The sequence below is a fragment of the Streptomyces sp. NBC_01003 genome, from assembly GCF_045162695.1.
GTDB lineage: Bacteria > Actinomycetota > Actinomycetes > Streptomycetales > Streptomycetaceae > Streptomyces.
The window spans coordinates 7,452,338-7,475,776 of the sequence record NZ_CP108707.1 but is presented as its reverse complement, the minus strand read 5'-3'; the positions used below and the strand labels follow the sequence as shown (position 1 = coordinate 7,475,776).

Below are 23,439 nucleotides of genomic sequence, written 5' to 3'. Positions count from 1 at the left end.
CAAGGGCGGGGCGCCCACTCACCGACAGGGAGTGAGCGCCCCGCCCTACTGCTGTCCTCCGAGCCGCGCGGCGCTGCGCTGCGCCTCGGTGAGGATCGCGTACCGGTCGGCCACGATCGCCTCCGCGTCGGCCACCGCCCGTTCGGCGGCGAGGTGGCGCCCTGCATGTGAGTGCGGGGCCGGCGCGGGGTGCCTGCGGCGCCACCAACCGTCACACGCGGCGTAGACGCCACTCGCACAGGTCAGGACGGGAACGGCGAGGGCCAGGACGATGTCACGCACCACGGGATCCTTATACGTTTTATATGTCTACGCATACATGCAACTTCTTCCTGATAACTCGGAATCCAGGCGCATTTCCTGAAGGTCGCCCCTCGGCCAATATCCCGTCGGAACTCGGCCACACACGCCCGACCGCTTAGCAAGGCTTGCCACTACCTCGTAGAAGAATTAAGTGGAGCTGCACGTTCGGGACGCCGAGACTGCACCTATGAGCCTCGCGAACTCCCCGCACCCGCCCTTCGGCCGCGCCCTGTGCGCCATGGTCACGCCGTTCGCCGACGACGGCGCCCTGGACCTGGACGGCGCGCAGCGCCTGGCGGCCCACCTGGTGGCCGAGGGCTGTGAGGGTCTCGTCCTGTCCGGCACCACCGGCGAGTCCCCGACGACGTCGGACGGGGAGAAGGCGGCGCTCGTGCGGGCCGTGAAGGACGCGGTCGGGGAGCGGGTCCCGGTCGTCGCGGGCATCGGCACGGCGGACACGCGGCACACCGTGGAGCTGGCGGCCGGGGCCGAAAAGGCGGGTGCGGACGGCCTGTTGGTCGTCAGCCCGTACTACAGCCGCCCGCCGCAGGACGCCCTGGAGGCGCACTTCCGCGAGATCGCGGACGCGTCGGGGCTGCCGGTGATGCTGTACGACATCCCGGGCCGCACCGGCACGCGCATCGAGCCGGACACCCTGATCCGGCTGGCGTCCCACCCCCGGATCGTGGCCGTCAAGGACTGCGCGTACGACATGCTCGGCACGCAGAGGGTGCTCGGCGCGACCGGTCTCGCGTACTACGCGGGCTGCGAGGAGTTCGCGCTTCCGCTGTACGCGGTGGGCGGGGCGGGCTTCGTGTCGACGGTCGCGAACGTGGTGCCGCGCGCGCTGCGGGCCGTCCTGGACACCTTCGACGCGGGCGACACCCGGGAGGCGGCCCGGCGCCAGCAACTGGCGGCGCCGCTCGTGGAGTTGATGATGGCGTCCGGCCTGCCGGGCACGGTCACCGCGAAGGCGCTGCTCGGCGCGCTCGGCCTGCCTGCCGGCCCGGTCCGCGCACCACTGCGACCCGCCGGCCACGAGGTGACCGACGGGCTGCTGTCCGCGTACGAGAGCTTCGTCGACGCGTGGTGGTGTGCCTTCCCGGGGGACAACCCCCGGGCCCCCGGCCGGACAGACGCATCCTCCGTCAGCGCGTAGCGAACTGCGGTGTCCAGCGGCCCGGGTAGTCGTCGGACGCCTTGCGGAAGTCGCTGAGCTGGACGACCTTGTCGCTGCCGATGGTGAGCAGGAGCAGCTGGTTGTGGAACTCGCCCTTGCCGCTGCACTTCTTGGGATCGCAGCCCCAGGCGATGAGCCGCTTGTTGTCGGCCCAGGCGAGCAACTGCTGCCCCGGCACCTTGGTGACCATCCTGCCGCTGAGGGGGTCGACGATCGCCGAGGCGATCTCGTTGCCCTCGCCGGCGAACTCACCGCCGATGAGCTTGCCGTCCGGCGAGAGCCCCGCCTCCGCCCACGACACGTGCTTCTCCACGGCGGGTGTGGCCACCTTGCGGCCGTTCAGGTCGTAGTAGATCCGGCCCGGCGCCGTCGGGATCTGCTCGTAGACGAGCTTGCCGTCGTGGCTGAACCGGAGGTCGGCGCGCGCGTTCGGTGACCAGCCCATCTCGTCCTTCCAGAAAGGCCGTTCGTGCCAGTCCGCCTTGCCGGAGGCGACGTCGACGACGGTGAACCCGGTCCGGCTGGCGACCGGCCCCGGCTCGTCCTTGCCGTTCACGTTCATCTTGTGCGACCAGTAGAGGTGGTCGGGGTTCTTGGCGTACGTCGTGGCGAGGAGCTTCCTGCCGTCCGGCGAGAACTCCACCCCGGCCACGCCCTTGTCGAGCTCGATCCACCGCTCCACCTTGCCGGTCATCAGGTCGAGCAGGCCGATGCGGTCGACGGGCAGCCGCTTCTCCAGGACGGCGGCCGTCCGCATCCCGGGCGCCACCTCGACCCACGACCACCGCGTGGTCCTGTCGTACTTGCCGGTCTTCTGGTTGAGCAGCCCGTAGGTGCGCTCCATGACCGCGTCCCGGTTGGGCTGCTTGACCGTCTTGTATGTGGAGAACGCGGCCAGCGCCGAGTCCCCCGCCGCGATGAGGTCCCGCGGCGGCGACTGGTCCGGATGGGCGATGATGTCGCTCTGGTTCATCTGGCTCGCGGGGCGTACGTCCTGGCCGCCCGAGTTCAGGACGGGCACGGCGACCGCGGTGGCGACGACCGCCGCCGTGGCGACCGCGGCGCCCGCGATGGTGCGGACCCGGCGGCGGTGCCGCACGGCGAGCACCCGGTCGGCGAAGCCGGACGGCACGGACGCGCTGTCGGCGGCCTGTTCGCGCAGTGCGTCACGGAGCAGTTCATCGACGTTCACGGACGCACCTCCATGGGCGAGAAGTCACGGGACGGCAGGTCTTCGGCGTCGGCCGGACCGAGCGCGGCGAGTTCGGGCGCGAGGCTGCGCAGCTTGGCGAGCGAGCGGTGCGTGGTCGAGCGCACGGTCCCCACCGAACAGCCGAGCAGGCGGGCGACGTCCGCCTCGGGCAGGTCCTCGAAGTAGCGCAGGACGAGTACGGTGCGCTGCCGGGCGGTGAGCCTGGCGAGCGCGGTGCGCATCACGATGCGCAGGTCGGCGGCGTGGGAAGAGTCGACCCCTGTACGACTCTCCGGCGGCTCGGCGACGCTCAGTTCCCGTCCGCGCCACTTCAGGCGCCATCTGCTGATCTGCTGGCGGTAGAGGATCTTCCGTACGTAGGCCTCCGGTTCGTCGATCCGGTGCCAGCGTCCGGCCGCCTTGATCAGCGCGTTCTGGAGCAGGTCCTCGGCGGCGTGCCGGTCGCCCCCGCTGAGGAGCACCGCGGTCCTCAGGAGCGCGGACGACCTGCTCGCCACGAACTCGCGGAAGCTGTCCCAGCGATCCGCGCCCGCCTCGCCCGCCGTCTGGCCGGCATACCCCGCTGGTGCTTCCCTGCCCGCATCCATCTTCACCTTCTCTTCCCCGTCGGGCGGCCCTGCTGCCCCCCTGCTGTTCCTTGTGACGCGCGCGGTGCCCCCTCGCTATGCCTGCGTGCGCAAGAAATGCGCGGGACCTGGTGCGCGGGACGACGCGAGTGGCCCGCACCGGATGCCGGTGCGGGCCACTTCGGTTGCGGGGTGCGTCAGTTGTGGCTGTTCTGATGTTGTAGCAGGTCAGGCAATCAGTGGTCGCACAAGATGAACGTGAACGGCAAGGACGAGCCGGGGCCCGTCGCCGGCCGGACCGGGTTCACCGTCGTCGACGTCGCCTCCGGCAAGGCGGACTGGCACGAACGGCCTTTCTGGAAGGACGAGATGGGCTGGTCGCCGAACGCGCGCGCCGACCTCCGGTTCAGCCACGACGGCAAGCCCCTCTACGAGCAGATCCCGACGGCGCCCGGATGGAGGGGGCGCCGTACGCGAGTGGCGGGCTGAGGCAGTCGGCTGGATGCGGAGCGCGACTAGGCCGAGGCTTCCTGCAGCAGCTTCTGGAAGGCAGGCGTGGCCAGCAACTCGGCGTTCGCCGGGTTGTCCAGCGCCGCCCGGAATTCGGGGGTGTCCAGCACCTCCTGGAACGCGTCGTCCACGCGCTGGTCCTTCCAGATCTGCTGAACGGTCAGGTCGGGATACGAGCTGACGAAGACCCCGGCAGGCTCCTGGTGGGCGACGAACCACTCCTTCACCCCTGGATCGCTGACGCCAGGGAACCCTTCGGTGTGCGAGAAGATCCTGTCGAAGTTCGCCCCGACCACCGTCTTGCCGAAGTCGTCGATGTACGTGTCCCAGGAGCCGTCGAAGACGCTGGCGAACATGAACTGGGTGTCGTCGTCGAAGAGCACATGGCGCGCGTCGTGCAGGGTGCCGATCTCGTGCAGCGCCGCGCGGTTCTCAACACTGGCGATTCTGGCGAGATCCTCTCGCAGAGCATCCGCATGGCCCGGCTTGATCTTGGTAAAGACGGTGAACTCACTGCAGACCCCGTCCGACCTGCCCGGGCGCTCGGGGTGAGCCGTCTGGCCTGCACCTGTTGTCGCAGTCATCGTGAGACTCTCCTGCCGCGGATCGGTGCGAGGGTCGCCAAGCGCCAAAACGTGAGGCGCCATCGCCCACACATGTCAATCCTCACTTCGGATGCACTGCCTCGCATCTTCGCCCCTGGGCGGTGCGCTCACCTGGAACGGATTCCCGGGACTGCGGCACTGCGGGGTCCATCCTGATCTGGACGGAACATCGCCCGCTGAATTCGAACTCCACTTGATGAATAGATCGCCGGACCCTTTATCCAACCTAGAAGCAGCCATCAACGTATGGATCAGAACGATAGGCGACCGCCCGAAAGAACTGTACGTTTCGATCGACGATCCAAATATGGCTTCGTGCACCGAAATTGTATTCACAGAGAGAGATCTCCAATTTCGCACGCACGGCCGATGGCGCCCAGTTGACAGAGCGTCCTGGACCCTGAGCTGCCGGCCCGAGTATCTCTAGGTGTCGTGCCAGCCGGGTTCGAGGCGGTCGAGAAGGGCGTGGAAGGCTGCGTCGGCTCGGTCCCAGTCGCCGTCGGCCAGGGGTGCAATGAGCAGGCCGAAGGACGCGTCGACCAGGAGGGCGGCCTCCGTTCGGGCTCGGGCCTCGGTCATGCCCAGGCCGCGGAAAACGGAGGTGAGCAGGCCCGTCCACTCAGTGAGCACGTCGCGCATGACGGGCCCGTACCGGTCGGGATGGAGCACGCTGGCGGTCATGATCTCGAGGTAGAGGGGGAGCCAGGCGCGCAGGTTGGGGGCGTTGAGTTCCTGCCAGGTTTGCTCCAGGAAGCGGCGGAGCCACGCAGAGTTCTTGGGGGAGGCGGTGGGGTCGAGCAGATTCCGGGCGCGCAGGAGCGGTCGCCTTTCGTCTAGGGCGAGTGCCTCGGCGACCATGCGCTCCTTGGTTCCGAAGTAATACAAGAGCATGCGGTCGCTGGTGCCCAGGGCCCGGGCCAGCGGGCGAAGGGAAAGGTCGGCCAAGCCGTTGCGGATCACGTACTCACGGACCCGGTTCAGCAGGTCGCGTCGTTTGGCCGGGTCGGGCGGGCGCGGCATGAAGGCTCCCAGCTGCAGCTGCGCGGGACGAACCAATCCCGCATGTCCGATTTATTGATGTTGGTCCAGGTATTTACCGTAGCACCCGCTACGTGTATATTTTTAAGCGTAGCGAGTGCTACGTGACGCAGGACCTGGTGCACGCCCGGCCCGGTCATCGGCGGACCTCCGCCACCCTGGCGGCCATGGTCGCCAGGGTTCAGAAGGGACTGATTCGTGTGGCCTCCCTGGTCATCGACCGCTCCATGACCTCTCGCCGGGGATGCTTTGCCCGGTTTTACCGCCGCCGACTTGAGGAGTCGGGGCGGAAGGGCGCCGCGGACCCGGCGCAGGGGAAGGGGACGCCTCCGGAGGGCGCAGCCACATCGTGGGTCGCCCGTAACCTGGCTCTCTGGTCGCGCACCCTGGAGCCCCTGCGGCCGCTCGACAGGCCCCGCGCCCGCGCAACCGCCTGGGACGCCTCATGGCCTGTACCGCGGGAACTGACCTCGGTCCGCCAGGCCCGGCACCAGGTGACCGCCCAACTGGGCGACTGGAATCTGGAGGGCCTCGCAGACACCGCCGAGCTCCTGGTCAGCGAACTGGTCACCAACGCCCTGCGTCACACGCGCGGCCCTCTGCGGCTCAACTTGCAGGTGCGCGGCTCCCGGCTGCGGTGCGAGGTCGAGGACACCGCCCCCGCCGGCCCCGTACGCCGCGTCGTCGACATCGACGCAGAAGGCGGACGCGGCACCGAACTCCTCGACCTGCTCGCGGACGCCTGGGGCAGCACCCGTACGGCCACCGGCAAGACCACGTGGTGCGAAATCCAGACGCAGGCGCCTCCACCAAAGAGCTCGCCCGCATCCGACTGAGCGGGTCCCGGTAGGTCCGGACGGCATCGCTGCGCCGTCCCTGGGCCGTGCGAGGCCGCTCGGTAGCGACCTACGGCGACAACCGGTGACAGGTCAGTTACGGGCGCGGATGGCGAACGCCCAGGTCGCGGACCCCTGACGACACGGGGTCCATCCAGGGCCGGCCGTCAGGCAAGACGGGGCGCTTCTCGCCACCTGGACGCAATTGGGCCCAGCCAAGGTCGAGTTGGAGTGAACTTACAAGGCAGGTGTCCTAGCAACGCACGAGCGCCCTCCCGGGCCGTCCTGGGGCCGTGGAAGGGCGCTCAACGATGACCGACGTCGGCAACTGCCGACAGCTCAGCGGCAGGTCAGAGCATTGATCGATCAGGCGGCCGCAGGTCACGGCCGCCGATGATCAGTTGTGGCTGTGCAGAACCTCGTTCAGGCCGCCCCACACCGCGTTGTTCGGGCGGGCCTCGACGGCGCCGGAGACCGAGTTGCGGCGGAAGAGGATGTTCGAGGCGCCGGACAGGTCGCGGGCCTTGACGATCTCGCCGTCGGGCATCGTGACGCGCGTGCCGGCGGTGACGTACAGGCCGGCCTCGACGACGCACTCGTCGCCGAGGGCGATGCCGACGCCCGCCTCCGCGCCGACGAGGCAGCGCTCGCCGATCGTGATGCGGACGTTGCCGCCGCCGGAGAGCGTGCCCATGGTGGAGGCGCCGCCGCCGATGTCGGAGCCGTTGCCGACGACGACGCCGGCGGAGATGCGGCCCTCGACCATCGACGTGCCGAGCGTGCCGGCGTTGAAGTTGACGAAGCCCTCGTGCATGACGGTGGTGCCCTCGGCGAGGTGCGCGCCGAGCCGGACGCGGTCGGCGTCGGCGATGCGGACGCCCTTCGGCGCGACGTAGTCCGTCATGCGGGGGAACTTGTCGATGGACGTCACGGAGAGGTACAGGCCCTCGGCGCGGGCGTTGAGGCGGACCTTCTCGATGTCGTCGACGGCGACCGGGCCGAGCGAGGTCCAGGCGACGTTGGCGAGGAGGCCGAAGACGCCGTCCAGGTTCTGCCCGTGCGGCTTGACCAGCCGGTGGGAGAGCAGGTGGAGGCGCAGGTACGCGTCGTGCGCGTCGAGCGGCTTGTCGTCGAGCGAGGCGATGACCGTGCGCACGGCGACGGTCTCCACACCGCGGCGGGCGTCGGTGCCGATGGCCTTCGCGGCGCCCTCGCCGAGCAGTTCGGCGGCGCGCTCGGCGGAGAGCCGCTCGGTGCCGGCCGGGCCCGGCTCGTCCTGGAGGGACGGGGCGGGGAACCAGGTGTCGAGGACAGTGCCGTCGGCGGTGAGCGTGGCGAGGCCTGCGGCGACGGCGCCGGTGGTGCGCTGAGCGGTGGTGCTGGCGGGAGAGTCAGACATGGGTGAAACCTAACCGGAGGTGCGCCGCGGGGGCGAACCGGTACGGCCGGTGTCTCAGGTACCGGGCGCGCCGCGCTCCCCCGGCCGGTCGGCCCCGGCACCGTCCGCGTCAGCGTCGGGCGCTCCGTCGATGATCCGCGCGAGCATGTCGCGCGCGTACTCCTCCTCGTATACGGCGTCCGTGAGCAGCACCTGGAGGCAGATTCCGTCCATCAGGGCGACCAGCGCGCGGGCCGTGACCGGGTCGGTGCGGCGCGCGAGCTCGTCGGCGACACCTGCGCACCACTCGGCGGCTACGGGCCGCAGCGCGGGCCTGCGCAGGGCGGCGAGATACAGCTCGTACTCGAGCTCGACGGCGGTGCGTTCACCGGCGAGCCACTCGCCGAGGACCGCGGCCAGCCCCGCGGCGAGCCCGGAACGCGGCGCCTCGAAGACGTCGCTGCCCGCCACGACCTTCGCGAACCCTTCATTGGTCTGGCGAAGCGCGGCGACCAGCAGTTCGTCGAGGGTCTTGAAGTGGTACGTCGTCGAGCCGAGCGGCACATCGGCCTCGGCTGCGACGCTGCGGTGGCTGAGTCCTGCGATGCCCTTTTCGCCCACCACCCGGATCGCGGCGTCGATGATGCGCTGCCGCCGCTCGGGGTCGTAGCGCCGCGCCATCAGTGGGCGCCGCCCAGGTTGAGCAGCACCACGCCGCCGATGACCAGAGCGATCCCCGCGAGCCGTGCCGCGGTCATCGCCTCTCCGAGGAAGAGCATCCCTATCCCGGCGATGACGGCCGTGCCGACGCCGGCCCAGATCGCGTACGCGGTCCCGACCTGCACGGTCTTCAGCGTCTGGGCGAGCAGCGCGAACGCGATCAGATAGCCGGAGACGGTGATCAGGGAGGGCCAGAGCCGGCTGAATCCCTCGCTGTACTTCATGGCGGTGGTGGCGGCCACTTCCGCCGCGATGGCGCCGGAGAGCAGTACGTATCCCATGTGTACGAGTGTACGCAACGTTGTGTACGGGCGTACATAGCACGGTCGGGCTATCGTGTCGCGATCACTGTGGGGGGCCACAGGGACGAACTACTCCTGGGAGTGCGGAGAGATGACGGACATGTGGGGACAGGGACCGGGTCAGGGACCCGGGTACGGGCCGGGCGGCTACGGCTGGGGTGGCGCCTGGACCCCGCCGCCGCCCCCGCCGCAGCCCGGCGTCATCCCGCTCGCGCCGCTCGGCGTCGACCGGATACTCGGCGGCGCCTTCACCACGATGCGCCGCCACGCGAAGCCGCTGTTCGGCACCGTCCTCATCGTGTACGTGGTGCTCGCCGCGCTCATGGCGGGCGCGCTGGCGCTCGCCTACGCGGCCGTCTCGGACGACGTACGGGCGCTCCTGGACCGGCACACCGAGTTCGAGTGGAGCCACGCGCGGCCGGTGTTCACCGCGTTCGGCGTGGTGTGGGCCGTCGGCATGCTGGCGCTCACGGTCGGCACGGCGTTCATCCAGTCCGCGTGCACCGTGGTGCTGCGCGAGGCGGTGCTCGGCCGTCCCGCACGCTTCGGGGCGGTGTGGCGGCGCGCCTGGTCCCGCACCCCTTCGGTGCTCGGCGTGGGCCTGCTGATGGGCCTGATCGCGCTGATTCCGGCGGGCCTGGCCGTGGCGTTCTTCGTGTCCATCGTGGTCATGCTGCTCACGCAGTCGGTCGCGCCGGTCGGCATGCTGTTCCTGCTCATGGCGGTGACGGCGCCGCTCGTGGTCTGGATCTACGTCCTGTTCCTGTTCGGCCCGGCGGCCGCCACGCTCGAGGAGGCCGGGCCGATCCAGGCGCTGCGCCGCTCGGCGCGCCTCGTGCGGGGCGCCTGGTGGCGCACGTTCGGCATCTCCCTGCTGGCCGGCGTGATCATGATGGTGGTGTCGCTCGCGGTGCGGGTGCCGCTCCAGATCGCGATGCCCGAGACGACTCCGCAAGCGTACGAGCCGGGTCGGAGCGCGTCCGACGTGTTCGAGGCGATGCTGCCGCAGCTGGGCTTCATCATGGCCCTGTCCATGATCCTCAACCTGCTGGTGCAGCTGGTGAGTTCGGTGTTCCTGCCGCTGGTCACCGCGCTGCTCTACATCGACCAGCGCATTCGCAGGGAGGGCCTCGCCCACACCCTGGAGCTCGCGTCCCGGTCCGACGCCTAGCGCCCGGTCGAGGACCTGGCACCCAGAAGCGGGCCTGCACGGGCAGGCCCGCTCCACGCCCGCGGACTAGTCGGTGACGCCGAACCAGGCGGCCCTGGACTTCTTCCACTCCGGGTGCGTGAGGTCCTTGGCCTCGGTGCCGTCGCCGTAGAGGTCGGCGGAGCCGTTGTCGGTCAGGAGCTGCGCGCGGGCGCCGGACTGCGTCAGGTCGGGCACGCTCACCACGGCCTCCCAGCCGCCGGGGTCGCTCGTCGGCAGGTCCATCCGCTTGACCGGCGCGTGTCCCGCGACGCCGTCCCACTGGTACAGGGCGTACGGGTCGGAGTTGTCGTCGGCGGCCCAGCTGCCGGCCACGATCAGGTACTGGTTCGCGGCGTTCTTGCGGATGTCGCGCACCGAGAGCCCGCCGAGGTCCAGCTCGATGGGCGTCCCGAACACGGGCGTCGTCCCGCTCGACACGACCTTGTCGAAGTTGGTGACGGGCACGATGAGCGCCTTGCCCCCGTCCTTCGGCGGCACGAGCGGCGCGCGGAACCCGATGTACGCGGTACTGGTCGACCCGGGCGCGAATTCGAGGCCCTCGACGTTGAACCCGTCGACCTGCTTGGGCACCTGCCCCTCCTCGGTGCCGGCGGCGAACCCGTAGCGGTCCCCGTTCGCCTCGTCCCACGCGACCAGGTCGTCCCGCAGCTTCTTGTACGCCTTGCCGTACGACAGCTGCGTCGCGGCCCCGCTGCCGCTCACGGTGGTCGTGAAGACCGTGTTCCGGGGGGTCTTGTACTCGCCGTCCTTGTTGTTGCCGAGGGACCCGGTCCAGTAGATCGTGTCGCCGACGCGCGTGGCGCCCTCGATGTCGACCTCCTTGGTCACCCCGAGCTGCGAGCTGAAGTCCCAGGTCTTCACGGGCGCGCCGGAGACCGAACCGCTGTAGAGGCGCAGGACGTTGGACTCGTCGTCGGCGACGAGGACGTAGCCGCCGCCCGCGTCGACAGCGGCTGACGCGTCGCTGGAACCCGTGAAGTAGCGGGTGTCGGGGCCCTGTTGCACGGCGGCCGAAGCGGCGTAGTGCAGCGTCTTGGTGGCGGTCTTGCCGTCCACGCCGGTCACCTTGAGGGTGAGGTCGGTGTAGCCACGGCCCTGCGCGGCGACGGACACCTGCCGGGTGGCGCCCGACCCGGTGACGGTGACGTTCCCGGTGCCCGCGACGGACGACTCGCTGCTCGCGGACGCGGCCACGGTCAGCGCCGACGCGTCGGCGCCGCTCTGGCCGACGGTGACGGTCACGACGGGGTCACCCGTGGCGCCGACCGCCCCGGAGACGTACGCGGCGGAGAGTGCGATCGTCGGCGTCCCGTAACTCGCCGCGCCCGCCGGGCCGTTGAGCCCCGCGAAGGCCAGCGTGAGCACTCCGCCCGTGACGGCGACGGCTCTGCGGCGGGACGTGGGCAGGAAGTGCTGCATGAGGGCCTCTCATCGGGGCGAGTGTCGACGAGAACCTTCGGCCACGCGGGCCAACTACAGGCGTACGCCCCGCGTCCTGGGGGCGAACAGCAAACAGCACGGCCCCCCGTGCCGGGAGCACAGGGGGCCGTACAGGTATGGCAGACCGGGGAGGACCGATCAGACGTTGAAGCCGAGCGCGCGCAGCTGCTCGCGACCTTCGTCGGTGATCTTGTCCGGGCCCCACGGCGGCATCCAGACCCAGTTGATCCGGAGCTCGTTCACGATGCCGTCAGTGGCCGACTTCGCCTGGTCCTCGATGACATCGGTCAGCGGGCAGGCCGCGGACGTGAGTGTCATGTCGATCGTGGCGATGTTGGCGTCGTCGATGTGGATGCCGTAGATCAGGCCGAGGTTGACGACGTCGATGCCCAGCTCGGGGTCGACGACATCGTAGAGGGCCTCGCGGACCTCTTCCTCGGACGCCGGCTTGGTGGTCACAGTCTCGCTCATGCCGTCTTCCTTTCCGCGCCGTCCAGCGCCTGGGCCGTCGCGTCCTTCCACGCCATCCAGCTCAGGAGGGCGCACTTCACGCGGGCCGGGTACTTGGAGACACCGGCGAACGCGACCGCGTCCTCCAGCACCTCCTCCATCGCGTCGTCGGGCTCGATCCTGCCCCGCGACTGCATCAGCTCCAGGAAGGTCTCCTGGATCTTCTGCGCCTCGGCCAGGTCCTTGCCGACGAGCAGCTCGTTCAGAACAGAGGCCGAAGCCTGGCTGATCGAGCAGCCCTGGCCCTCGTACGAGACGTCACTGATCGTCGAGCCGTCGTACTTCACGCGCAGCGTGATCTCGTCGCCGCACGTCGGATTGACGTGGTGCACCTCGGCGTCGCCATCGCGCAGACCGCGCCCGTGCGGGTGCTTGTAGTGGTCCAGGATGACGTCCTGGTACATCGAATCCAGCTTCACGTTCCCAGCCAGCCCCTCAGCCGAAGAAGTTCCGTACGTGCTCCAGGCCGTCGATCAGCGCGTCGATCTCGCCGGGCGTGGAGTACAGATAGAACGACGCTCGCGTGGTCGCAGGAATTCCGTAGCGCAGGCAGACGGGGCGGGCGCAGTGGTGACCCACGCGGACCGCGATGCCTTCCTCGTCCAGGACCTGGCCCACGTCGTGCGGGTGGATGTCACCGAGCGTGAACGAGATCGCGGCGCCGCGGTCCTCGGCCGTGGTGGGGCCGATGATCCGCAGGTCCGGGACCTCGAGCAGCCGCTTCACCGCGTACTCGGTGATCGCGTGCTCATGCTGGGCGATCTTGTCCATGCCGATCGAGGTCAGGTAGTCCACGGCCGCGCCGAGGCCGACGGCCTGGGCGATCGGGGGCGTACCCGCCTCGAACTTGTGCGGCGCCGGCGCGTACGTCGACGAGTGCATGGAGACGGTCTCGATCATCTCGCCGCCGCCCAGGAAGGGCGGCAGGTCCTCGAGGAGCTCCTGGCGTCCCCACAGGACGCCGATGCCCGTCGGGCCGCACATCTTGTGGCCGGTGAAGGCCACGAAGTCGGCCTGCAGCGCCTGCACGTCGAGCACCATGTGCGGGGCGGCCTGGGACGCGTCGATGAGGACGAGCGCGCCGACCTCCTGGGCGCGGCGCACGATGGCCTCGACCGGGTTGAGCGTGCCCAGGATGTTGGAGACGAGGACGAACGAGACGATCTTCGTCTTCTCGGTGATGATCTCGTCGATGTTGGAGAGGTCGAGGCGGCCGTCGTCGGTCAGCCCGAACCACCGCAGCTTCGCGCCCGTGCGCTGCGAGAGCAGCTGCCACGGCACGATGTTGGAGTGGTGCTCCATCTCCGTGATGACGATCTCGGTCTCGTGGTCCACGCGGTAGGGCTCGTCGGCCCAGCCCAGCATGTTCGCCACGAGGTTGAGCGACTCGGAGGCGTTCTTGGTGAAGATGACCTCGTCGCGGCTCGGCGCGTTGATGAAGGCCGCGACCTTGTCGCGAGCACCTTCGTACAGCGCCGTGGCCTCCTCGGCGAGCACGTGCACGCCCCGGTGGACGTTGGCGTTGTGCTGCTCGTAGTACTCACTGAGCGTGTCGATGACCTGGCGCGGCGTCTGCGAGGTCGCCGCGTTGTCCAGGTACACGAGCTTCTTGCCGTCGTGAAGTACCCGGTCGAGGATCGGGAAGTCCTTGCGGATCGCCTCGGTGTCGAGGAGGCCCGGCAGCTGTGTCACGCGGATGCGCCGCCCTTCGTGTATGCCTCGTAGCCCTCGGCCTCGAGCTTGTCGGCGAGCTCGGGGCCGCCGGACTCGACGATCCTGCCCTGCGAGAAGACGTGGACGAAGTCCGGCTTGATGTAGCGCAGGATGCGCGTGTAGTGCGTGATCAGCAGGGTGCCGACCTCGCCGGTCTCGCGGACGCGGTTGACGCCCTCGGAGACCTGGCGCAGCGCGTCGACGTCGAGGCCGGAGTCGGTCTCGTCGAGGATCGCGATCTTCGGCTTGAGGAGCTCCATCTGGAGGATCTCGTGGCGCTTCTTCTCACCGCCGGAGAAGCCCTCGTTCACGTTGCGCTCGGCGAAGGCAGGGTCCATCTGGAGCTGCTCCATCGCGGTCTTGACCTCCTTGACCCACGTGCGCAGCTTGGGGGCCTCGCCGCGGATCGCGGTGGCCGAGGTGCGCAGGAAGTTGGAGACCGAGACGCCGGGGACCTCGACCGGGTACTGCATGGCGAGGAACATGCCGGCGCGGGCGCGCTCGTCGACGGACATCTCGAGGACGTCCTCGCCGTCGAGGGTGACGGTGCCCTGGGTGATCGTGTACTTGGGGTGACCCGCGATGGAGTAGGCGAGGGTCGACTTGCCGGAGCCGTTCGGGCCCATGATGGCGTGCGTCTCGCCCTGCTTCACGGTCAGGTCGACGCCCTTGAGGATCTCCTTGGTGGAGTTGTCGGCCTCGACGGTGACGTGCAGGTCCTTGATTTCAAGCGTTGCCATGGGTGCCTCAGGACTCCTGGGAGAGGGAGACGAGCACGTCGTCCCCTTCGATCTTTACGGGGTAAACGGGGACGGGGCGCGTCGCGGGAAGGCCGGACGGCTTACCGGTGCGGAGGTCGAACGCGGAGCCGTGCAGCCAGCACTCGATCTGGCAGTCCTCCACCTCGCCCTCGGAGAGCGACACGTTCGCGTGCGAGCAGATGTCGTTGATCGCGAACACCTCACCCTCGGTGAAGACTACCGAGACCGGCGTGCCGTCGAGTTCCACCCGCTTCGGGGTGTCCTCCTCCAGCTCGCTCAATCCGCAGGCCCGGGTGAACCGGGCACGGTCGAAGGCCATCAGACGGAAGCCTCCAGCTCGGCTTCGATCTTGGCGAGCAGGCGCTCCTGGACGTCCGGCAGACCGATCTGCTGGACGAGCTCGGCGAAGAAGCCGCGGACCACGAGGCGGCGGGCCTCGTCGGCCGGGATGCCGCGCGAGCGCAGGTAGAAGAGCTGCTCGTCGTCGAAGCGGCCGGTCGCCGAGGCGTGGCCGGCGCCGACGATCTCGCCGGTCTCGATCTCCAGGTTCGGGACCGAGTCCACGCGGGCGCCGTCGGTCAGCACGAGGTTGCGGTTCAGCTCGTACGTGTCGGTGCCTTCGGCGGTGGCCTCGATGAGGACGTCGCCGATCCAGACGGCGTGCGCGTCCTGGCCCTGGAGCGCGCCCTTGTAGGCGACGTTCGACTTGCAGTGCGGGGCCGCGTGGTCGACCAGAAGGCGGTGCTCCTGGTGCTGGCCGGCGTCGGTGACGTACAGGCCGAGCAGCTCGGCCTCGCCGCCACTGCCCGCGTAGTTGACGCGCGGGTGCAGGCGGACGAGGTCACCGCCGAAGGTGACGACGACGGACTTGAAGGAGGCGTCGCGCCCGATCAGCGCGTTGTGCTGCGCGACGTGGACGGCCTTCTCGTCCCAGTCCTGGACGGAGACGACGGTCAGCTTGGCGCCGTCGCCCAGGATGTAGTCGACGTTGGCGGCGAGCACCGCGTCACCGGTGTGGTCGATGACCACGACAGCCTCGGCGAACGCGCCCAGCTCGATGACCTGGTGCGCGAAGGCCGTTCCGCCCTCGCCGTGCACGGCGATGCGAATGGGCTCCGTGAGCACCGTCTCCTTGGGGACGGACACGACCGAGGCCTTCTCGAAGGACGAGAACGCCTGGGCGGCGACGCGGTCCACCGGCGTGCCGGCCTTGCCGACGCGGGCGTCGTCGCGCCCGACGGTCTCCTGGGTGACGCCCGCGGGGGCGGTCACCTCGACGCGGAGGCCGCCCTGGGCGACCGCCGTCCCGTCGTGCAGGCCGCGCAGCCGCTCGAGCGGCGTGAACCGCCACTCCTCCTCACGGCCGTGCGGGACGGGGAAGTCCGCGACGTCGTAGGACGGGGGCGCGCTCATGCGCGTGGCGACGGTCGACTCCGCGGCCACCGCGATCGAGCCGGAGGTGGTGGAACCCACCGGGATGTTCTGAGCCTCAGCCATGGCTGTCGTTGTGCTCTCTTCCTACGTCAAGAAATCTGGCGGCTGCTTTTCGGGCGGCGGGTCAGCCGACCGCGCCTTCCATCTGCAGCTCGATCAGCCGGTTGAGCTCGAGGGCGTACTCCATGGGCAGCTCCTTCGCGATCGGCTCGACGAAGCCGCGCACGATCATGGCCATCGCCTCGAACTCCGTCATACCGCGGCTCATCAGGTAGAAGAGCTGGTCGTCGGAGACCTTCGAGACGGTCGCCTCGTGCCCCATGGACACGTCGTCCTCGCGGACGTCGACGTACGGGTACGTGTCGGAGCGGGAGATCGTGTCGACGAGCAGCGCGTCACACAGCACGTTCGACTTGGAGCCGTGGGCGCCCTCGCCGATCTCGACCAGACCGCGGTACGAGGTACGGCCGCCGCCACGGGCCACCGACTTCGACACGATGTTGGAGGAGGTGTTGGGCGCCATGTGGACCATCTTGGAGCCGGCGTCCTGGTGCTGCCCCTCGCCCGCGAAGGCGATGGACAGGGTCTCGCCCTTGGCGTGCTCGCCCATCAGGTAGACGGCCGGGTACTTCATGGTGACCTTGGAGCCGATGTTGCCGTCGATCCACTCCATGGTCGCGCCCTCGTACGCCACGGCGCGCTTGGTGACCAGGTTGTAGACGTTGTTCGACCAGTTCTGGATGGTCGTGTAACGGCAGCGGGCGCCCTTCTTCACGATGATCTCGACCACCGCGGAGTGCAGGGAGTCCGACTGGTAGATCGGCGCCGTGCAGCCCTCGACGTAGTGGACGTAGGCGTCCTCGTCGACGATGATCAGCGTCCGCTCGAACTGGCCCATGTTCTCCGTGTTGATACGGAAGTAGGCCTGGAGCGGGATCTCGACGTGCACGCCCTTGGGGACGTAGATGAAGGATCCGCCGGACCACACGGCCGTGTTCAGCGACGCGAACTTGTTGTCGCCGACCGGGATGACCGTGCCGAAGTACTCCTTGAAGAGCTCCGGGTGCTCCTTCAGGGCCGTGTCGGTGTCCAGGAAGATGACGCCCTGCTCCTCCAGGTCCTCGCGGATCTGGTGGTAGACGACCTCGGACTCGTACTGGGCCGCGACACCGGCGACGAGGCGCTGCTTCTCCGCCTCGGGGATGCCGAGCTTGTCGTACGTGTTCTTGATGTCCTCGGGCAGGTCCTCCCAGGACTGGGCCTGCTTCTCGGTGGACCGCACGAAGTACTTGATGTTGTCGAAGTCGATGCCCGACAGGTCCGAGCCCCAGTTGGGCATGGGCTTCTTGTCGAAGAGGCGCAGGCCCTTGAGGCGGAGCTTGGTCATCCACTCCGGCTCGGACTTCTTGGCCGAGATGTCGCGGACGACGTCGTCGTTGATGCCGCGCTTGGCAGAGGCACCGGCGGCGTCGGAGTCGGCCCAGCCGTATTCGTACTTGCCCAGACCCTCGAGCTCGGGGTGGGCAGTCTCCTCGATAGGGAGCGTCATGCGGGGTTCCTCCCGGCGGTGCTTGCAGATGCGTTGGTGTCGTTTTGTGTGGCGGTGGTCTTGGGTGCGATCTTCGGAATGAACGTCGTGCACACCCCGTCGCCATGGGCGATGGTGGCCAGCCGCTGCACATGTGTACCGAGCAGCTGGGAGAAGATCTCGGTCTCCGCCTCGCACAGCTGCGGGAACTGCTCGGCGACGTGTGCGACCGGGCAGTGGTGCTGACACAGCTGCTCGCCGACCGGTGCGCTTCGCGCCGTAGCAGCGTACCCGTCGGCGCTCAGGGCCTTGGCGAGGGCTTCCGTGCGCTCCTCGGGGGCGGCGGACTCGACGGCCGCCCGGTAGGCACCGGCCTGCTCGGCGATCCTGGCGCGGGCGAAGGCGACGACGGCCTCCTCGCCGCCCTCGCGCTGCGCGATCCAGCGCAGGGCGTCGGCGGCGAGCTTGTCGTACGACTGGTCGAAGGCGTCCCGGCCGCAGTCCGTCAGGGCGAACACCTTGGCGGGACGGCCGCGCGTACGGGCTCCGTAGATCTTCTGTTCACGTGCTTCGACGACGTCGTCACCGACCAGCGCGTCGAGATGGCGGCGCACGGCGGCCTGGGTGAGGCCGAGGCGGCCGGCCAGATCGGCGACGGTGGACGGGCCGTGGTCCAGGATGGAGCGGGCGACCCGGTTGCGCGTCGAACGCTCACCGGTCGCGATCTCCTCCTGCGGGGCCCCCTGGGGAGCCTCCTGAGCCTCGCCGACGTATTTCACAACGCCATTGTTGCGTAATTCCTCAAGGCCTGACAAGCGGGGTCCGGAACGATCTCCGGTGCGCTGCATCACTTAGGCATACCTAAGATGACCTGCGGAAACGATCTTTGATCGATCAATTCGGTGGTGCCTCCCCACCTCTGCGGAGAACACTGCACCCCATGCCTGTACCCCCTCCCACCGGCCCACTTGTCACCCGGACCACCCTCACCACCGACCTCCGCGCCCTCGGCGTCCTCCCCGGCGAGACCCTCCTCCTCCACTCCTCCCTGAGCACGCTCGGCTGGGTCTGCGGAGGGGCCGTTTCCGTGGTCCAGGGTCTGCTCGACGCGCTTGGCCCGAACGGGACACTCACCGTCCCCACGCACACCGGCGGCAACTCCGACCCGGCCCAGTGGCGCAGGCCCCCAGTGCCTCAGGAGTGGTGGGCCGAGATCCGCGCGTCGATGCCCGCGTACGACCCGGCGATCACGCCCGGCGACGGCATGGGCACGATCGCCGAGACCGTCCGCCGCTGGCCAGGGGCGCTGCGCAGCGCGCACCCCCACACCTCGTTCGCGGCGCTCGGGCCGCGGGCCGCCGCGATCACGGACGGCCACGCCACCGACTGCTCCCTCGGCGAGCACAGTCCGCTGGCCCGCCTGGAGGAACGGAACGCGCGCGTGCTCCTCCTCGGCACGACCTTCGCCACCTGTACGGCCTTCCATCTCGCCGAGTACCGGATGGCCTCCCCGAGGACCGAAATGGGACGCGCGGTCCTCACCCCCGGCGGCCGGCGCTGGGAGACGGTGACCGAGGTCGACGTCAGCGCCGACGGGTTCGACGAACTCGGCGCGGCCTTCGAGCGCGACGGCGCGGTCGTACGCGGCCGGGTGGGCGGGGCGGACGCCCTGCTCTTCCCGGTGGCCGACGCCGTCGCGTACGCCCAGGGATGGCTGGCGAGGCACCGGGCATGAGCGGCATGGGCCCCGCCCGCCGGGGACACGTGGCGCGTCCTTAGACTTGGCGCTCATGCGAAGCGAGCCCGTCGTCCGGATCCAGAGTCTGGTCAAGCGGTACGGAACCAAGACCGCGGTCGACGGCCTCGATCTGGAGGCCTCGGCCGGCATCACCGCCGTCCTCGGCCCCAACGGCGCCGGAAAGACCACCACGATCGAAACCTGCGAGGGCTACCGCCGTCCGGACGCGGGAACGGTCCGGGTCCTCGGCCTCGACCCCGTCGCCCAGACCGGCGAACTGCGCCCCCGGATCGGCGTGATGCTGCAGTCCGGAGGCGTCTACTCCGGCGCCCGCGCGGACGAGATGCTCCGCCATACGGCGAAGCTCCACGCGCACCCCCTGGACGTGGACGCGCTGATCGAACGCCTCGGCCTCGGCAGCTGCGGCCGCACCACGTACCGCAGGCTCTCCGGCGGCCAGCAGCAGCGCCTCGCGCTCGCCATGGCGGTCGTCGGCCGCCCCGAGCTCGTCTTCCTGGACGAGCCGACCGCCGGCCTCGACCCGCAGGCACGCCGCGCGACCTGGGACCTCGTACGGGATCTGCGGGCCGACGGCGTCTCCGTCATCCTCACCACGCACCACATGGACGAGGCGGAGGAACTCTCCGACGACGTCGCGATCATCGACGCGGGCCGCGTCATCGCGCAGGGCTCCCCCGAGCAGCTGTGCCGCGGCGGCGCCGAGAACACCCTGCGCTTCTCCGGACGCCCGGGGCTCGATGTCGCCTCGCTCCTCAAGGCCCTCCCGATGGACTCCGCGGCCGCCGAGCTCACCCCGGGCTCGTACCGCGTCAGCGGCGAGGTCGACCCGCAGCTGCTCGCGACGGTGACGTCGTGGTGCGCGCAGCACGGCGTGATGCCGGAGAAGATCTCGGTCGAACGCCACACCCTCGAAGACGTCTTTCTGGAAATGACCGGTAAGGAGCTGCGCGGATGAGTGTCGCCGGTACGTATACGCCGAAGCCGGGGGCCGCGCCGCTGTCCCGCATGATCGGCGCGCAGGCCGTCCTCGAGACGAAGATGCTCCTGCGCAACGGTGAGCAGCTGCTGCTCACCGTCATCATCCCCACCCTGCTGCTCGTCCTGTTCAGCGCGGTCGACATCGTCGACACGGGCGACGGGAAAGCCGTGGACTTCCTGGCCCCGGGCATCCTCGCGCTCGCCGTCATGTCGACCGCGTTCACGGGCCAGGCCATCGCGACGGGCTTCGAGCGCCGCTACGGCGTACTCAAGCTGCTCGCGTCCTCGCCGCTGCCGCGCTGGGCCCTGATGACCGCGAAGACGCTGTCCGTGCTGGTCACCGAGGTCCTCCAGGTGATCCTCGTGACGGTGATCGCCTTCGCGCTCGGCTGGTCCCCGCAGGGCAACCCGCTCGCCGTACTGCTCCTGCTCGTCCTCGGTACGGCCGCATTCTCCGGGCTCGGCCTGCTCATGGCGGGCACGCTCAAGGCGGAGGCCACGCTGGCCGCCGCGAACCTGGTCTTCCTGCTCCTGCTCGTCGGCGGCGGCGTCATCGTGCCGCTCGACAAGTTCCCGGACGCGGCGCAGTCCGTCCTCGGGCTGCTGCCGATCTCGGCGCTCTCCGACGGGCTGCGGGACGTCCTTCAGCACGGCGCGGCGATGCCGTGGGGCGACCTCGGGATCCTCGCGGTCTGGGCGGTCCTCGGCCTGGGCGCCGCGGCGCGCTTCTTCCGCTGGGAGTAGGCCGTACGGCACGTGCGGGGCGTCACAATCGTCCCGGATCGGCCCCCTCGTGAAGATATGCACAAGCGGCGCCCTACGATGGGGCCCGTGCCAAACGTGACCCCCGCCGACGCCGCCCGAGCCGTGCGCAACCCGCTCGCCTTCATCGCCGAACGCTGGACCCCCGCTCAGCGGACCGTCCGGCGTGCCGCGCTCTCCGCCGTCGTCATGACGGTGGTCATCGTGGTCACCGGCGGCGCGGTGCGCCTGACGGGCTCGGGCCTCGGCTGCCCGACGTGGCCCAAGTGCACCGACGAGTCCCTCACCGCGACGAGCGCGATGGGCTTCCACGGAGCCATCGAGTTCGGCAACCGCATGCTGACGTACGTCCTGTGCGCCGCGGTCGGCTGGGCGATCATCGCCGCCCGCTCACAGAAGCCGTGGCGGCGCGGCCTGACCCGGCTCGGCTGGGCCCAGTTCTGGCTCGTCATGGGCAACGCCGTCCTCGGCGGCATCGTCGTCCTCGTCGGCCTCAACCCGTACACGGTCGCGGCCCACTTCCTGCTGTCCACCGCGCTGATCGCGGTCGCCACGGTGATGTGGCAGCGCACCCGTGAGGGTGACGCCGCACCGCGCCCCCTCGTCGGCAAGGCCGTGCGGCAGCTCGTCTGGATCCTGACGGCGGCCACCGTGGCGCTGATCATGGTCGGCACGGTGGTGACGGGCTCGGGCCCGCACGCCGGCGACTCCAGCGACGTGGAGCGCATGCCGCTCGACTGGGAGACCATCAGCAAGGCGCACGCCGTCCTGGCGTGGATCGTGGTGACGCTGACGTTCGCCCTGTGGTTCGTCCTCAAGGCGGTCGACGCCCCCAAGGGCCCCCTGCACCGCACCCGCGACCTGTTCCTCGTGCTGCTCGCGCAGGGCGTCATCGGCTACGTCCAGTACTTCACCGACCTGCCCGAGGTCCTCGTCGGCCTGCACATGCTGGGCTCGGCCCTGGTCTGGATCGCGGTCCTGCGGGTCCTGCTGTCACTGCGGGAGCGCCCGCTGGGCACGGCCGAGGTCCCGGCCCAGGCGGACCCGGCCCTCTCCACCGTCTGAACCGAACAGCCCGCGGCCCGGGTCAGCCGCCCCGCGCGGCGCCCGTGCCGCTGAGGCCGTAGACCCGCTGGGCCGTCACCGAGCCGATCATCCCGGCGACCCGCTGCGCGTCCGCCAGGGACCACGCGCCCTCCGAGACCCAGCCGCCGAGCACCCGCCCGAGCGCCTCGCGGAACAGCCGCGCCCCCACCACATGCAGCTCCGGCAGGCCGTGCGCGCCGCTGGAGAACAGCAGCTTGCCGAACGGGGCGAGTTCCAGGATCTCCGCGAGTACGGCCGCCGCGCGCGCCCCGGTACGGGCGAGCGCCGGGCCGAGGTCCGCGTACACATGCGGGAAGACGCCGGCGAGGTGCGCCGCGTGCCGGTGGTACGGGTAGCCGTGCAGCAGGATCAGGTCGGTGCCGAGCCCGGCCGTGGCGCGGGCGAAGTCGGTGAGCAGGACCGGGTCGGTGCGGTCGAGGCGCAGGCCGGGTTCCCCGAGTCCCGCGTGGAGTTGCAGCGGCCGGCCCGAGGCCACCGCGATCCACAGGAGATGGCGCAGGAGCACGGGGTCGGTGAGGGGTCCGCCGACGCGGCGCGCGGCCAGCCAGCGTCCCGCGGCTCCGCGCACTTCGCCGGGTCCCGGCGGCTGGGGCGCGAGCGCGAGGCCGTGCCGTACGCCCGCCACCGAGGTGAACGCGACGGCGTTCGCCGCGGCGGCGTGCACGGACTCGGCGAGGTTGGCGAGCAGGGACTCGACGGTGCCCGAGGTGTCGGCGACCTGCTCGGCGAGGAGTTCCAGGCGGACGATCTCGTGCGCGTCCGCGTCGCCGACGGAGGCCATCTCGCGCGGCCCGGTCAGGTCGCCCGGCAGTCCCGTGTCGACCAGGTACGTCGTGATGCCGCTGCCCCGCAGCAGTCTGCGACCCGACTCCAGGACGCCCAGTTCGCGGCGCCGCGCCAGGTAGCGGGCGGGCGGGCAGTGCGGTTCGAGGCCGAGGAGCGGCGGACACCAGCGGCGCACGGCGAAGCCGGTCTGGGTGTCGAAGAAGGTCGTGCCGGGGGCGGGCGGTCGGTCGCCCCGGCCGAGATGGGCCTCGAACGTGCCGAGGCCGAGTTCCGTCCGCAGTACCCCGTGGCAGTACTGGTCCACGAGGGATGGCGTATCGATCATCCGGGCTCCCGTAGATGGACCGTGCTTCTACGGTCCTAACGGGTGAAACCTGCGTCAGGTGTTGGTCTCGTACACCTGACGCATTGGACGGGCGGCTACTTGTTGCTCGGGCCGCCGACCTGGATGCCCGCCATACGGGTCCATTCGTACGGTCCGGTCTTCACCTTGGCGGCCATCTCACCGTCGAAGTCCTCGCGGATCGTGATCCCGGCCTTCTCGACGGCCTTGCGCGCGATGGCGTCGGAAGAAGCCACCAGGTTGCCCCAGCCGCCGTCCTCGCCGACGAGCGCGATGCGCGTGCCGCGCTCCCCGAGGTACGCGAGCTGTCCCTCGGCGCCGCCGTGCTGCTTGGCGAACGTCCCGATCTCCCGGGCGAGCCGGGCGGCCCTGCGCTCGTCCTTCGCCGCCTGCTTCGGGTCGTCAACCGCTTGAGTGTCTGCCATGGACAGGATGCTACTGACAGGTAGATCAA

27 protein-coding genes are annotated in these 23,439 nt (G+C 69.9%); 8 read left to right on the top strand and 19 right to left on the bottom strand.

Going from position 1 to position 23,439, the window contains the following annotated elements; all coding sequences use genetic code 11:
- Positions 1–45 precede the first annotated feature (45 nt).
- The gene (locus OG698_RS34080) at positions 46–282 is read right to left on the bottom strand and encodes a hypothetical protein (protein ID WP_406107579.1); all 237 of its coding nucleotides are present in this window, start codon (positions 280–282) and stop codon (positions 46–48) included.
- A gap of 208 nt (positions 283–490) precedes the next feature.
- Between OG698_RS34080 and dapA the strand changes: the two genes are divergently transcribed.
- Positions 491–1,462, top strand: coding sequence for a 4-hydroxy-tetrahydrodipicolinate synthase (gene dapA / locus OG698_RS34075; protein WP_406107577.1), 972 nt, complete (start codon positions 491–493; stop codon positions 1,460–1,462).
- Here dapA and OG698_RS34070 read toward each other — a convergent pair.
- Together OG698_RS34070 and OG698_RS34065 are read right to left on the bottom strand one after the other, a co-directional pair.
- Complete coding sequence (locus tag OG698_RS34070) at positions 1,452–2,675, bottom strand: WD40 repeat domain-containing protein (RefSeq protein WP_406107576.1); 1,224 nt, start codon at positions 2,673–2,675, stop codon at positions 1,452–1,454. The genes dapA and OG698_RS34070 overlap by 11 nt on opposite strands.
- A complete protein-coding gene (locus tag OG698_RS34065; protein WP_406111458.1) occupies positions 2,672–3,283 on the bottom strand; it encodes a SigE family RNA polymerase sigma factor in 612 nt (203 codons plus the stop codon). Before OG698_RS34065 ends, OG698_RS34070 begins: the two co-directional genes overlap by 4 nt.
- A gap of 231 nt (positions 3,284–3,514) precedes the next feature.
- Between OG698_RS34065 and OG698_RS34060 the strand changes: the two genes are divergently transcribed.
- Positions 3,515–3,751 (top strand): hypothetical protein, encoded by a 237-nt coding sequence (locus tag OG698_RS34060; RefSeq protein WP_406107574.1) that lies wholly within the window; start codon positions 3,515–3,517, stop codon positions 3,749–3,751.
- Positions 3,752–3,777: 26 nt separating this feature from the next.
- Here the strand turns inward: OG698_RS34060 and OG698_RS34055 are convergent, their stop codons facing one another.
- Both OG698_RS34055 and OG698_RS34050 read right to left on the bottom strand, forming a co-directional pair.
- Positions 3,778–4,356, bottom strand: a complete 579-nt coding sequence (locus OG698_RS34055) for a hypothetical protein (RefSeq protein ID WP_406107573.1) — start codon at positions 4,354–4,356, stop codon at positions 3,778–3,780.
- A gap of 444 nt (positions 4,357–4,800) precedes the next feature.
- Positions 4,801–5,397 carry a TetR/AcrR family transcriptional regulator gene (locus OG698_RS34050; RefSeq protein ID WP_406107572.1) on the bottom strand — a complete coding sequence of 199 codons (597 nt, stop codon included), beginning with the start codon at positions 5,395–5,397 and terminating at the stop codon, positions 4,801–4,803.
- Between the two features lie 218 nt (positions 5,398–5,615).
- Here OG698_RS34050 and OG698_RS34045 point away from each other — a divergent pair, with 218 nt between their 5' ends.
- Positions 5,616–6,251, top strand: coding sequence for an ATP-binding protein (locus tag OG698_RS34045; RefSeq protein ID WP_406111456.1), 636 nt, complete (start codon positions 5,616–5,618; stop codon positions 6,249–6,251).
- 397 nt (positions 6,252–6,648) lie between these two features.
- Here OG698_RS34045 and dapD read toward each other — a convergent pair whose 3' ends face one another.
- The 3 genes from dapD to OG698_RS34030 are packed head-to-tail and all read right to left on the bottom strand — an operon-like array spanning position 6,649 to position 8,630.
- Positions 6,649–7,650 (bottom strand): 2,3,4,5-tetrahydropyridine-2,6-dicarboxylate N-succinyltransferase, encoded by a 1,002-nt coding sequence (dapD, locus tag OG698_RS34040; protein ID WP_406107570.1) that lies wholly within the window; start codon positions 7,648–7,650, stop codon positions 6,649–6,651.
- Between the two features lie 54 nt (positions 7,651–7,704).
- A complete protein-coding gene (locus tag OG698_RS34035; protein WP_406107568.1) occupies positions 7,705–8,310 on the bottom strand; it encodes a TetR/AcrR family transcriptional regulator in 606 nt (201 codons plus the stop codon).
- A complete protein-coding gene (locus OG698_RS34030; RefSeq protein ID WP_116502752.1) occupies positions 8,310–8,630 on the bottom strand; it encodes a multidrug efflux SMR transporter in 321 nt (106 codons plus the stop codon). Before OG698_RS34030 ends, OG698_RS34035 begins: the two co-directional genes overlap by 1 nt.
- Positions 8,631–8,742: 112 nt before the next feature.
- On the opposite strand from OG698_RS34030, the gene OG698_RS34025 reads away from it, so the two are divergent.
- On the top strand, positions 8,743–9,822 hold the full coding sequence (locus OG698_RS34025) for an oxidoreductase (protein ID WP_406107566.1): 1,080 nt from the start codon (positions 8,743–8,745) through the stop codon (positions 9,820–9,822).
- 66 nt (positions 9,823–9,888) lie between these two features.
- Here the strand turns inward: OG698_RS34025 and OG698_RS34020 are convergent, their stop codons facing one another.
- From OG698_RS34020 to OG698_RS33980, 9 genes are all read right to left on the bottom strand, one after another.
- A complete protein-coding gene (locus OG698_RS34020; protein WP_406107564.1) occupies positions 9,889–11,283 on the bottom strand; it encodes a hypothetical protein in 1,395 nt (464 codons plus the stop codon).
- 159 nt (positions 11,284–11,442) lie between these two features.
- A complete protein-coding gene (locus tag OG698_RS34015; protein ID WP_100592412.1) occupies positions 11,443–11,775 on the bottom strand; it encodes a metal-sulfur cluster assembly factor in 333 nt (110 codons plus the stop codon).
- On the bottom strand, positions 11,772–12,233 hold the full coding sequence (gene sufU, locus OG698_RS34010) for a Fe-S cluster assembly sulfur transfer protein SufU (protein ID WP_100592411.1): 462 nt from the start codon (positions 12,231–12,233) through the stop codon (positions 11,772–11,774). Before sufU ends, OG698_RS34015 begins: the two co-directional genes overlap by 4 nt.
- Positions 12,234–12,249: 16 nt before the next feature.
- Positions 12,250–13,506 (bottom strand): cysteine desulfurase, encoded by a 1,257-nt coding sequence (locus OG698_RS34005; protein WP_100592410.1) that lies wholly within the window; start codon positions 13,504–13,506, stop codon positions 12,250–12,252.
- Positions 13,503–14,267, bottom strand: a complete 765-nt coding sequence (gene sufC / locus OG698_RS34000; protein WP_100592409.1) for a Fe-S cluster assembly ATPase SufC — start codon at positions 14,265–14,267, stop codon at positions 13,503–13,505. The genes OG698_RS34005 and sufC overlap by 4 nt, the downstream gene beginning before the upstream one ends.
- 7 nt (positions 14,268–14,274) lie before the next feature.
- Entirely contained in the window at positions 14,275–14,607 is a 333-nt protein-coding gene (locus OG698_RS33995; protein ID WP_340460933.1) for a non-heme iron oxygenase ferredoxin subunit, read from the bottom strand.
- The gene (gene sufD, locus OG698_RS33990; protein ID WP_406107560.1) at positions 14,607–15,785 is read right to left on the bottom strand and encodes a Fe-S cluster assembly protein SufD; all 1,179 of its coding nucleotides are present in this window, start codon (positions 15,783–15,785) and stop codon (positions 14,607–14,609) included. Before sufD ends, OG698_RS33995 begins: the two co-directional genes overlap by 1 nt.
- Before the next feature lie 61 nt (positions 15,786–15,846).
- Complete coding sequence (sufB, locus tag OG698_RS33985) at positions 15,847–17,271, bottom strand: Fe-S cluster assembly protein SufB (protein WP_399970327.1); 1,425 nt, start codon at positions 17,269–17,271, stop codon at positions 15,847–15,849.
- Complete coding sequence (locus OG698_RS33980; RefSeq protein ID WP_399970325.1) at positions 17,268–18,029, bottom strand: helix-turn-helix transcriptional regulator; 762 nt, start codon at positions 18,027–18,029, stop codon at positions 17,268–17,270. The genes sufB and OG698_RS33980 overlap by 4 nt, the downstream gene beginning before the upstream one ends.
- A gap of 161 nt (positions 18,030–18,190) precedes the next feature.
- On the opposite strand from OG698_RS33980, the gene OG698_RS33975 reads away from it, so the two are divergent.
- From OG698_RS33975 to OG698_RS33960, 4 genes are all read left to right on the top strand, one after another.
- Positions 18,191–18,985, top strand: a complete 795-nt coding sequence (locus tag OG698_RS33975) for an aminoglycoside N(3)-acetyltransferase (RefSeq protein ID WP_406107558.1) — start codon at positions 18,191–18,193, stop codon at positions 18,983–18,985.
- A gap of 55 nt (positions 18,986–19,040) precedes the next feature.
- Entirely contained in the window at positions 19,041–19,964 is a 924-nt protein-coding gene (locus OG698_RS33970; RefSeq protein WP_406107556.1) for an ABC transporter ATP-binding protein, read from the top strand.
- Positions 19,961–20,731: an ABC transporter permease gene (locus tag OG698_RS33965; protein WP_399970321.1), complete on the top strand. Its 771-nt coding sequence runs from the start codon at positions 19,961–19,963 to the stop codon at positions 20,729–20,731. The genes OG698_RS33970 and OG698_RS33965 overlap by 4 nt, the downstream gene beginning before the upstream one ends.
- Positions 20,732–20,809: 78 nt before the next feature.
- Positions 20,810–21,814 carry a COX15/CtaA family protein gene (locus OG698_RS33960; RefSeq protein ID WP_329574437.1) on the top strand — a complete coding sequence of 335 codons (1,005 nt, stop codon included), beginning with the start codon at positions 20,810–20,812 and terminating at the stop codon, positions 21,812–21,814.
- Positions 21,815–21,836: 22 nt separating this feature from the next.
- Here OG698_RS33960 and OG698_RS33955 read toward each other — a convergent pair whose 3' ends face one another.
- Both OG698_RS33955 and OG698_RS33950 read right to left on the bottom strand, forming a co-directional pair.
- Positions 21,837–22,967: an amidohydrolase family protein gene (locus OG698_RS33955; protein WP_406107554.1), complete on the bottom strand. Its 1,131-nt coding sequence runs from the start codon at positions 22,965–22,967 to the stop codon at positions 21,837–21,839.
- A gap of 95 nt (positions 22,968–23,062) precedes the next feature.
- Entirely contained in the window at positions 23,063–23,410 is a 348-nt protein-coding gene (locus OG698_RS33950; RefSeq protein ID WP_399970317.1) for a hypothetical protein, read from the bottom strand.
- Positions 23,411–23,439 lie beyond the last annotated feature (29 nt).

What these genes read in the sequence shown, in the direction of transcription:
- dapA (WP_406107577.1), top strand. Translation starts at nt 491, where the DNA reads ATGAGCCTCGCGAACTCCCCGCACCCGCCCTTCGGCCGCGCCCTGTGC.
- OG698_RS34065 (WP_406111458.1), bottom strand. Translation starts at nt 3,283, where the DNA reads ATGGATGCGGGCAGGGAAGCACCAGCGGGGTATGCCGGCCAGACGGCG.
- OG698_RS34060 (WP_406107574.1), top strand. Translation starts at nt 3,515, where the DNA reads ATGAACGTGAACGGCAAGGACGAGCCGGGGCCCGTCGCCGGCCGGACC.
- OG698_RS34055 (WP_406107573.1), bottom strand. Translation starts at nt 4,356, where the DNA reads ATGACTGCGACAACAGGTGCAGGCCAGACGGCTCACCCCGAGCGCCCG.
- OG698_RS34050 (WP_406107572.1), bottom strand. Translation starts at nt 5,397, where the DNA reads ATGCCGCGCCCGCCCGACCCGGCCAAACGACGCGACCTGCTGAACCGG.
- dapD (WP_406107570.1), bottom strand. Translation starts at nt 7,650, where the DNA reads ATGTCTGACTCTCCCGCCAGCACCACCGCTCAGCGCACCACCGGCGCC.
- OG698_RS34035 (WP_406107568.1), bottom strand. Translation starts at nt 8,310, where the DNA reads ATGGCGCGGCGCTACGACCCCGAGCGGCGGCAGCGCATCATCGACGCC.
- OG698_RS34030 (WP_116502752.1), bottom strand. Translation starts at nt 8,630, where the DNA reads ATGGGATACGTACTGCTCTCCGGCGCCATCGCGGCGGAAGTGGCCGCC.
- OG698_RS34025 (WP_406107566.1), top strand. Translation starts at nt 8,743, where the DNA reads ATGACGGACATGTGGGGACAGGGACCGGGTCAGGGACCCGGGTACGGG.
- OG698_RS34020 (WP_406107564.1), bottom strand. Translation starts at nt 11,283, where the DNA reads ATGCAGCACTTCCTGCCCACGTCCCGCCGCAGAGCCGTCGCCGTCACG.
- OG698_RS34015 (WP_100592412.1), bottom strand. Translation starts at nt 11,775, where the DNA reads ATGAGCGAGACTGTGACCACCAAGCCGGCGTCCGAGGAAGAGGTCCGC.
- sufC (WP_100592409.1), bottom strand. Translation starts at nt 14,267, where the DNA reads ATGGCAACGCTTGAAATCAAGGACCTGCACGTCACCGTCGAGGCCGAC.
- OG698_RS33995 (WP_340460933.1), bottom strand. Translation starts at nt 14,607, where the DNA reads ATGGCCTTCGACCGTGCCCGGTTCACCCGGGCCTGCGGATTGAGCGAG.
- sufD (WP_406107560.1), bottom strand. Translation starts at nt 15,785, where the DNA reads ATGGCTGAGGCTCAGAACATCCCGGTGGGTTCCACCACCTCCGGCTCG.
- sufB (WP_399970327.1), bottom strand. Translation starts at nt 17,271, where the DNA reads ATGACGCTCCCTATCGAGGAGACTGCCCACCCCGAGCTCGAGGGTCTG.
- OG698_RS33975 (WP_406107558.1), top strand. Translation starts at nt 18,191, where the DNA reads ATGCCTGTACCCCCTCCCACCGGCCCACTTGTCACCCGGACCACCCTC.
- OG698_RS33970 (WP_406107556.1), top strand. Translation starts at nt 19,041, where the DNA reads ATGCGAAGCGAGCCCGTCGTCCGGATCCAGAGTCTGGTCAAGCGGTAC.
- OG698_RS33965 (WP_399970321.1), top strand. Translation starts at nt 19,961, where the DNA reads ATGAGTGTCGCCGGTACGTATACGCCGAAGCCGGGGGCCGCGCCGCTG.
- OG698_RS33960 (WP_329574437.1), top strand. Translation starts at nt 20,810, where the DNA reads ATGGGGCCCGTGCCAAACGTGACCCCCGCCGACGCCGCCCGAGCCGTG.
- OG698_RS33955 (WP_406107554.1), bottom strand. Translation starts at nt 22,967, where the DNA reads ATGATCGATACGCCATCCCTCGTGGACCAGTACTGCCACGGGGTACTG.
- OG698_RS33950 (WP_399970317.1), bottom strand. Translation starts at nt 23,410, where the DNA reads ATGGCAGACACTCAAGCGGTTGACGACCCGAAGCAGGCGGCGAAGGAC.